At 73.3% G+C, this 7,571-nt stretch carries 5 protein-coding genes; 3 read left to right on the top strand and 2 right to left on the bottom strand.

Annotated features, from left to right (window positions below; genetic code table 11):
• Window positions 1-1,597, bottom strand: a 1,597-nt coding sequence (locus ABD308_RS18545) for an MFS transporter (protein WP_344335843.1), incomplete at its 3' end; no start/stop codon positions are given.
• 354 nt (window positions 1,598-1,951) lie between these two features.
• Between ABD308_RS18545 and panB the strand changes: the two genes are divergently transcribed.
• The 3 genes from panB to ABD308_RS18530 all read left to right on the top strand — a co-directional run bounded on the left by panB (window position 1,952) and on the right by ABD308_RS18530 (window position 4,820).
• A complete protein-coding gene (panB, locus tag ABD308_RS18540; protein ID WP_344335841.1) occupies window positions 1,952-2,812 on the top strand; it encodes a 3-methyl-2-oxobutanoate hydroxymethyltransferase in 861 nt (286 codons plus the stop codon).
• A gap of 170 nt (window positions 2,813-2,982) precedes the next feature.
• Window positions 2,983-4,011: an ATP-binding cassette domain-containing protein gene (locus tag ABD308_RS18535; RefSeq protein WP_344335839.1), complete on the top strand. Its 1,029-nt coding sequence runs from the start codon at window positions 2,983-2,985 to the stop codon at window positions 4,009-4,011.
• Window positions 4,008-4,820, top strand: a complete 813-nt coding sequence (locus ABD308_RS18530; protein WP_344335837.1) for an ABC transporter permease — start codon at window positions 4,008-4,010, stop codon at window positions 4,818-4,820. The genes ABD308_RS18535 and ABD308_RS18530 overlap by 4 nt, the downstream gene beginning before the upstream one ends.
• 141 nt (window positions 4,821-4,961) lie before the next feature.
• Here ABD308_RS18530 and ABD308_RS18525 read toward each other — a convergent pair.
• The coding region (locus ABD308_RS18525; RefSeq protein WP_344335834.1) for an ATP-binding protein at window positions 4,962-7,571 on the bottom strand (2,610 nt) is incomplete at its 5' end.

Here is a 7,571-nt window from a genome sequence, read left to right as displayed (position 1 = left end):
CCGTCCCCGTCGTGCCGGACACGCCGGGCGCCCCGGGCGGACCGGCGGGTCCGCCGGCCGGGGCCTTGCCGGGCAGCAGGTACCAGGCCAGCACCGCCCCGGCCACGGTGATCCCGGCGGACAGCGCGGCCACCACGTGCATGGCGTGGATGAAGGCGTCGTTGGCCGGGACGATCAGTTCCTTGCCCTGGTCGCCGAGCCGGGCGGCGACGGCCAGGGTGGCCTCCAGCGACTCGCCGGCCTTCGCCCGCAGCTCCTCGGTGGGCAACCGGGCGAGCCGGTCGGACATCCCGTCGCGGTAGACGGTGGACAGCACCGCGCCGAGCACCGCGACCCCGAGCGAGCCGCCGACCTGGCGGAAGGTGTTGTTGACGGCCGAGCCGGCGCCCGCCTTCTCCCGGGGCAGCGAGCTCATGATCGAGACGGTGATCGGCGGCATGACGTGCGCCATCCCGGTGCCCATCAGCAGCCCGAGCACGACCAGCACCCAGATCGGGGTGGTGGCGTCCAGCAGCAGGTAGCCGAGGAAGCCGGCCGCGATGAGCAGCATGCCGGCGGCGCAGGTGGCGCGGACGCCGATGCGGTCGACCACCAGCCGGGCGCGCGGGGAGAACACCAACTGCCCGAGGGCCAGCGGCAGCATCAGCGCGCCGGCCTCCAGCGCGCTGTAGCCGCGCACGCTCTGGGTGTAGAAGACGCCGAAGAACGAGACGCCCATCAGCGCGAAGAAGACCACGGCGATCACGACCACCGACGAGCTGAACACCTTGTCGCGGAACCAGTTGACGTCCAGCGCGGGGTGCGCGGTGCGGCGTTCGAAGAGCACGAAGGCGCTCAGCGCGACCAGGCCCACCAGCACCGGGCCCCAGGCCTCGACGGCGGTGAAGTCGGCCAGCTCGCCGCCCTTGATGATGCCGTAGATCAGCGCGACCAGGCCGACGACGGACAGCAGCACGCCGACCGGGTCCATCCGGCCCGGGTTCGGGTCCTTGGAGTCGGGGACGAGCAGCGCCATCGCGATCAGCGCGACCACCACGATCGGCACGTTGACCAGGAAGACCGAGCCCCACCAGAAGTGTTCGATCAGCAGGCCGCCGGTGATCGGGCCGATCGCGATGGCCAGGCCGACGGAGCCGGCCCAGATGCCGATCGCCTTGGGCTGCTCGGAACGCTCGAAGACGTTCATGATGATGGCGAGCGTGGCCGGCATGGCCAGCGCGCCGCCGACGCCCATCAGCGCGCGGTAGCCGATCAGCTCGCCGGGCGTGGTGGCGAGCGCGGAGAGCAGCGAGGCGACGCCGAAGACGGCCATGCCGGCCAGCAGGGCCCGCTTGCGGCCGAAGCGGTCGCCGAGCAGGCCGGAGGTGAACAGCAGTCCGGCGAAGACCAGCGTGTACGAGTTGATCGACCATTCCAGGTCGCTCTGGCTGGCGCCGATGCCGATGGGCGCCGGGGACGCGATGGTCTTCATCGCGACGTTGAGGATCGAGTTGTCGAGCACGACGACGATCAGGGCGAGTACCAGGGTGGACAGGATCGCCCAGCGACGGCGGTGGACGGCTTCCGGCACGCGGGGTGGCGCGGCTGCGGTGGTCATGGGTTCTTCCCGTCGTGGAACGGCGCGGAACTGCGTGAACGGTGTGGTGCGGCGTGGTGCCGTGCGGCGCGGCGTGGTGCGGGCCGGCGCGGGCGTACGGCGCGAGACGCCGGGGGAAATTTCGATCCGATGCCGTCTCGTAAAACCCCCTCGCTCAGCGTAGCGGCGATTTCGATACGAGACGAACCCGTATCGCAAAGCTCTGGCAAAGCCCCTCCCGCGCGCTCCGCGACGGCCGCCGCAAGCGGAGTGGCACCCGCCCCTTTTGCACCCGCGCCGGGCCGTGCAAGCATGGAGGTGATCCGGGGACGCCGCACGGCGCCACGAGACGACAACCCTTCAGGAGCCTGTTCGATGAACGCTTCTTCGCCCTCGCCTGCCCAGAACCAGGCGTCGACCGCCACCCTCTACGGTGGGGTCGCCAACCGCCGCGTCACCGTCCGCGACCTCGCCGCCGCCAAGCAGCGCGGCGAGAAGTGGTCGATGCTGACCGCCTACGACGCCCTCACCGCCGGCGTCTTCGACGAGGCCGGCACCCCCGTCCTGCTGGTCGGCGACTCCGCCGGCAACTGCCACCTCGGCTACGAGACCACCGTGCCGGTGACCATGGATCAGATGGTGATGCTCGCCGCCGCCGTCGTCCGCGGCACCAAGCGCGCGATGATCGTCGCCGACCTGCCGTTCGGCTCGTACCAGGAGTCCCCGGCCCAGGCGATGCACAACGCGGCCCGGCTGATGAAGGAGGCCGGGGTCGGCGCGGTCAAGCTGGAGGGCGGCGAGCGCAGCGCCCGCTCGATCGAGCTGCTGGTCGAGGCCGGCGTCCCGGTGATGGCCCACATCGGCCTCACCCCGCAGTCCGTGCACGCGCTCGGCGGCTACCCCGTCCAGGGCCGCGGCGACGAGGCCGCGCACCAGCTGCTGCGCGACGCCAAGGCGGTGCAGCAGGCCGGCGCCTTCGCGGTGGTGCTGGAGGCGGTGCCCGCCGAGCTGGCCCGGCAGGTCACCGAACAGCTCACCGTCCCCACCGTCGGCATCGGCGCCGGCGCGGACTGCGACGCCCAGGTGCTGGTCTGGACCGACTTCGCCGGGATGACCGCGGGCCGGGTGCCCAAGTTCGTCAAGCAGTACGCCGACCTGCGGGCCGTCCTCGGCGACGCCGCCGCNNNNCCCGTCCGCGGCGGTGCCTTCCCCGCGCCGGAGCACACCTTCCACTGACGCGCGCCGTCACCGGGGCCAGGCCACGGCCGGGCCGGGCCCCGGATGACAGCGGTGGGACGGCTGACAGCGGGACGGCTGACAGCGGCGTGACAGCGGGGAGACAGCGCTCCGCCGCCCCCGCCGCCCCCTGACAGCGGGCTGACAGCCGGGGCCGACAGCCTTGGCCCATGACACGAATCTCCACCGCCCCGAACGACCGGGGGCCCGCCGCGGGGAACGCCGTCGAGGTGCACGGCATCGTCAAGCACTTCGGCACCACCAAGGCGCTCGACGGCGTCGACCTCACCGTGCGCGAGGGCACCGTCCTCGGCGTGCTCGGCCCCAACGGCGCGGGCAAGACCACCCTGGTCCGCGTGCTGTCCACCCTGATCAAGCCCGACGCCGGCACCGCCTTCGTCGGCGGCTACGACGTGCTGCGCCAGCCCAAGCAGCTGCGCCGCACCATCGGCCTCACCGGCCAGTACGCCTCCGTCGACGAACTGCTCTCCGGCTACGAGAACCTCTACCTCATCGGCCGGCTGCTCGACCTCTCCCGCCGGGAGGCCAAGGCCCGCGCCACCGAACTGCTGGAGCGGTTCTCGCTCACCGAGGCCGCCAAGCGGCCCGCCAAGACCTACTCCGGCGGCATGCGCCGCCGCCTCGACCTGGCCGCCTCGATGATCGGCCGGCCCAAGGTGCTCTACCTGGACGAGCCCACCACCGGCCTCGACCCGCGCACCCGCAACGAGGTCTGGGACGAGGTGCAGCGGATGGTCGCCGAGGGCTCCACCGTGCTGCTCACCACCCAGTACATGGAGGAGGCCGAGCAGCTCGCCGACGAGCTGACCGTCATCGACCGCGGCCGGGTGATCGCGGCCGGCGGCATAGCCGAGCTCAAGGCCCAGGTCGGCGGCCGCACCCTGCAGGTCCGCCCGGTGCACCCGGCCGAGCTGCGCGAGATGGCCCACTGCCTGCAGGACACCGGCGTCACCGCCACCTTCTCCGCCGACACCGGTCTGCTCTCGGTGCCGATCACCGCCGACGAGCAGCTGACCACCGTGATCGGCGTGCTCGGCACCCGGGGCTTCGCGGTCGCCGGCATCGACACCAAGCTGCCCAGCCTGGACGAGGTCTTCCTCGCCATCACCGGCAAGCCCGCGGACCGTCCGGCGCCCGCGGACGCCGCCCCCAGCCTCGCCAAGGAGCCCGTCGCATGACCACCGCCACGCTCGCCCCGTCGCGGGCCGAGGACACCCGGATCGGCCTGCCCGGCCACCTGCGGCACGTCGGCGCGCTGACCCGCCGCAACCTGATGCGGATCAAGGCCGACCCGGAGTCGATGTTCGACGCCATCCTGATGCCGATCATCTTCACGGTGCTGTTCGTCTACGTCTTCGGCGGCGCCATCTCCGGCGGCCAGGACGCCTACAAGCAGTACATGATCCCCGGCCTGCTCGGGCAGACCGGCCTCACCCTGGCGATGGCCGTCGGCACCGGCCTCAACAGCGACTTCCAGACCGGCGTGATGGACCGCTTCCGCACCCTGCCGATCGGCCGCTCCTCGGTGCTGCTGTCCAAGATCGCGGCGGAGACCTGCCGCGCCCTGCTGTCCTTCACCATCATGATCGTGTTCTCGCTGCTCATCGGCTTCGAGCTGAAGGGCGGCGTGCTGGGGGCGCTGGCGGCGGTCGGCCTGTCGCTGGTGTTCGGCATGTCGATCGTGTGGATCTCGATGCTGCTCGGCATGGCCCTGCGCAGCGCCCAGGCCGTCCAGGGGGTCTCCATGCTGGTGCTGATGCCGATGCAGTTCGGCAGCTCGATCTTCGCCCCGACCGACACCATGCCGGGCTGGCTGCAGTCCTTCACCAAGGTGAACCCGCTGTCCGCGCTGGCCGACGCCTGCCGGGCGCTGATGAACGGCCAGGGCGCGGTGGCGCACCCGACGATCATCGTGCTGGCCTGGTCGGTCGGCATCACCGCGGTGTTCGCGCCGCTGGCCGTCGCCCGGTTCCGCAAGCGGACCTGAGCGATGAGCGGACGGCGGGACCCCGGGGCGCGCACGGAGGGCGCCCCGGGGTCCGCCGGCTTCGGATCGGCCTGGCTCGGGTCGGCCGGCTTCGGGTCGGCCGGCTTCGGATCGGCCGGCTTCGGATCGGCCGGCTTCGGGTCAGCCGGTCCGGGGGCGGCCGACCATCCGGTCGACCATCGCCTCGGCCTCCGCCACGGACAGCCCGCGCCCCTCGGCGAAGGCCGCCTCGAACACCGCGTCACCGAGCAGCTCGCGCAGGCTCTCCTCGCACCGCTCGCGCTCCACCCGGTCGAGGAAACCGCCCCGCGGCCCGTTCATCCCGGCGTGCGCGCCGAACAGCACGGCGGCCCGACGGGCCTTGTCCAGGTCCCCGTCACGCTGGGCGAAGGACTCCAGCACCCCGACCACCGGCGGCAGCAGCATCACCGACAGCTGCGAGACGAACCCGCTCGCACTGGCCGGCACCGACCACAGCAACTCCCGCCCCTCGTGGAGGAGTTCGAGAGCCCGGTCGGGATCGCCGCTCTGCGCGGTGATCCAGCCCCGGGTGACGGTCAGCATCCCGCCGACCACGTCCGGGGCGAACGCGCCGACCCGCGTCCAGCGCAGCGCGTCCAGCTCGGCCAGCGCCGCCGCGTAGTTGCCGCGCCGGGCCTGGACGCCGCAGAGCATGAGGTGCCCGAAGAGCAGCGCCCCGTTGGTCGCCTGGTTCTCCCCCGGCTCGATCCCCGCCAGCGCCTCGCGGATCTGGCCCTCCCCGGCGTCGAGGTCCGCGTCCAGCATCGCCGAGCCCAGGTGTACCCGGAGCGTCGGCACCTCCTGCGGCGCGCCCAGCTCCTCGGCCAGCTCGATCGCCCGCCGGTACGCCTCGACGGCCTCCGCCGAACGGCCCTGGTTGGCCAGCGACTCGCCGCGCGCGGACAGCGCCTGGGACATCCCCCACAGGTCGCCCGTGCGGCGGTACAGCTCCAGCGACTCCTCGCCGTCCGCGACGCTCTGCGCCGCGCCGTCCGGCCAGTCGTTCATCATCTTGGCCCGGATCTGCAGGATGAACGCCAGGTCGGTGAGGCCGCCGTGCCGCCGGCAGCCCTCCACCGCGTCGTCCATCAGCTCCTTCACGCCGTCCAGCCGCCCGACCAGGAAGGCGCCGAAGACCCGCATCAGCCCGGGGAAGCGGTAGGCCTGCGGCAGATCCGTGGTGTAGGCCTCGGTGACCTTCCGGGCGGCGGAGACCGCCTCCGGATCCGCCAGCACGTCCAGGTTGCCGTCGAACATGCTGATCAGCCGGTGGATGACGAGCGACCGGCGGCCCTCGGCGACCGCCTCCGGAGGCAACGGCGACGGGTACTCCAGCACGTGCCGGTCCAACGGGACCCGCAGGGCGTCCGGGCCGAACGGGTCCGGGCCGATCGCCAGCACCGCCTCGTACCAGCGGCGGGCCTCCTGACTGAAGCCGCGCAGCGCCCAGTACCAGCTCATGCCCAGCGCCAGCACCAGCGCCTCGTCCTCGTCCCGGCGGTCGACGGCACGGCGCAGCGCGGTCCGGATGTTGTCGTGCTCCCGCTCCAGCACCGTCAGCCAGTGCAGCTGCGCCGGGCCGTGCACGTTCAGTTCGGCGGTGCGGACCAGCTCGCGGAAGTGCTCGACGTGCCGTCCCTCGGTCGCCCCGGTCTCGCCCGCCTCGGCCAGCCGCTCCACCGCGTACTCGTGGATGGTCTCCAGCATCCGGTAGCGCGGCGGGCCGTCCCCGTCCAGGTCGGCGACCAGCAGCGACTTGTCGACCAGCGAGAGCAGCAGGTCGGCGACCTCCTCGGCGGGCACCTCGGCACCGTCCGAGCAGACCGCCTCGGCCTCCTCCAGCGTCCAGCCGCCGGCGAACACGGCCAGTCGGCGCAGCACCGCGCGCTCCTGCTTGCCGAGCAGGTCCCAGCTCCAGTCGACCACCGCGCGCAGCGTCTGCTGGCGCGGCAGCAGGGTCCGGCTGCCGGCGGTGAGCAGGGCGAACCGGCCGTCCAGCCGGTCGGCGATCTGCCGGGCCGTCATCACCCGGAGCCGGGCGGCGGCCAGCTCGATGGCGAGCGGCAGGCCGTCCAGCCGGCGGCAGATCTCGGCGCAGGCCTCCGGGTCGCTCTCCGGGTCGAAGCCGGGGCGGGCGGCGGCGGCCCGCTCGGCCAGCAGCCGCAGCGCCACCGGGTCGGGCAGCGGCTCCACCGGCAGCACGGTCTCCCCCGGCACGCCCAGTGGCTCACGGCTGGTGGCCAGCACGGTCAGGCCGGGGCACTCGGTGAGCAGGCTTTCGGCGAGGTCCGCGGCGGCCTGGATCAGGTGCTCGCAGTTGTCCAGGACGAGCAGCATCCGGCGGCGCCCGCAGTGCTCGACCAGCCGGCGCACCGGGTCGCCGGTGCGGGCCTCGATCACCTCGGCGACCATGCTGCCGCCGGTGTGCAGCACGGTCTCGCGCAGGCCGAGCGCCGAGACCACCGCGCCGGGCACCGCGTCCGGGCGCTCCACGGGGGCCAGCTCGGCCAGCCAGACGCCGTCCGGCCAGTGACCGGCGCCCTGCTCCAGCCGGCCGGCCTCGACCGACAGCCGGGTCTTGCCGGAGCCGCCGGGGCCGGTCAGGGTGACCAGCCGACTGGTGGCGAGCAGCGAGCGCAGGGCGGCCAGGTCGTTCTCGCGGCCGACGAAGCTGGTGAGCCGGCCGCGCAGGTTGCCCGCGGCGCGGGCCGGCGGCGCCGGGGCGGGGGG

It is taken from the genome of Kitasatospora putterlickiae, from assembly GCF_039527695.1.
GTDB lineage: Bacteria > Actinomycetota > Actinomycetes > Streptomycetales > Streptomycetaceae > Kitasatospora > Kitasatospora putterlickiae.
This window is presented reverse-complemented; position numbering and strand designations above follow the sequence as displayed.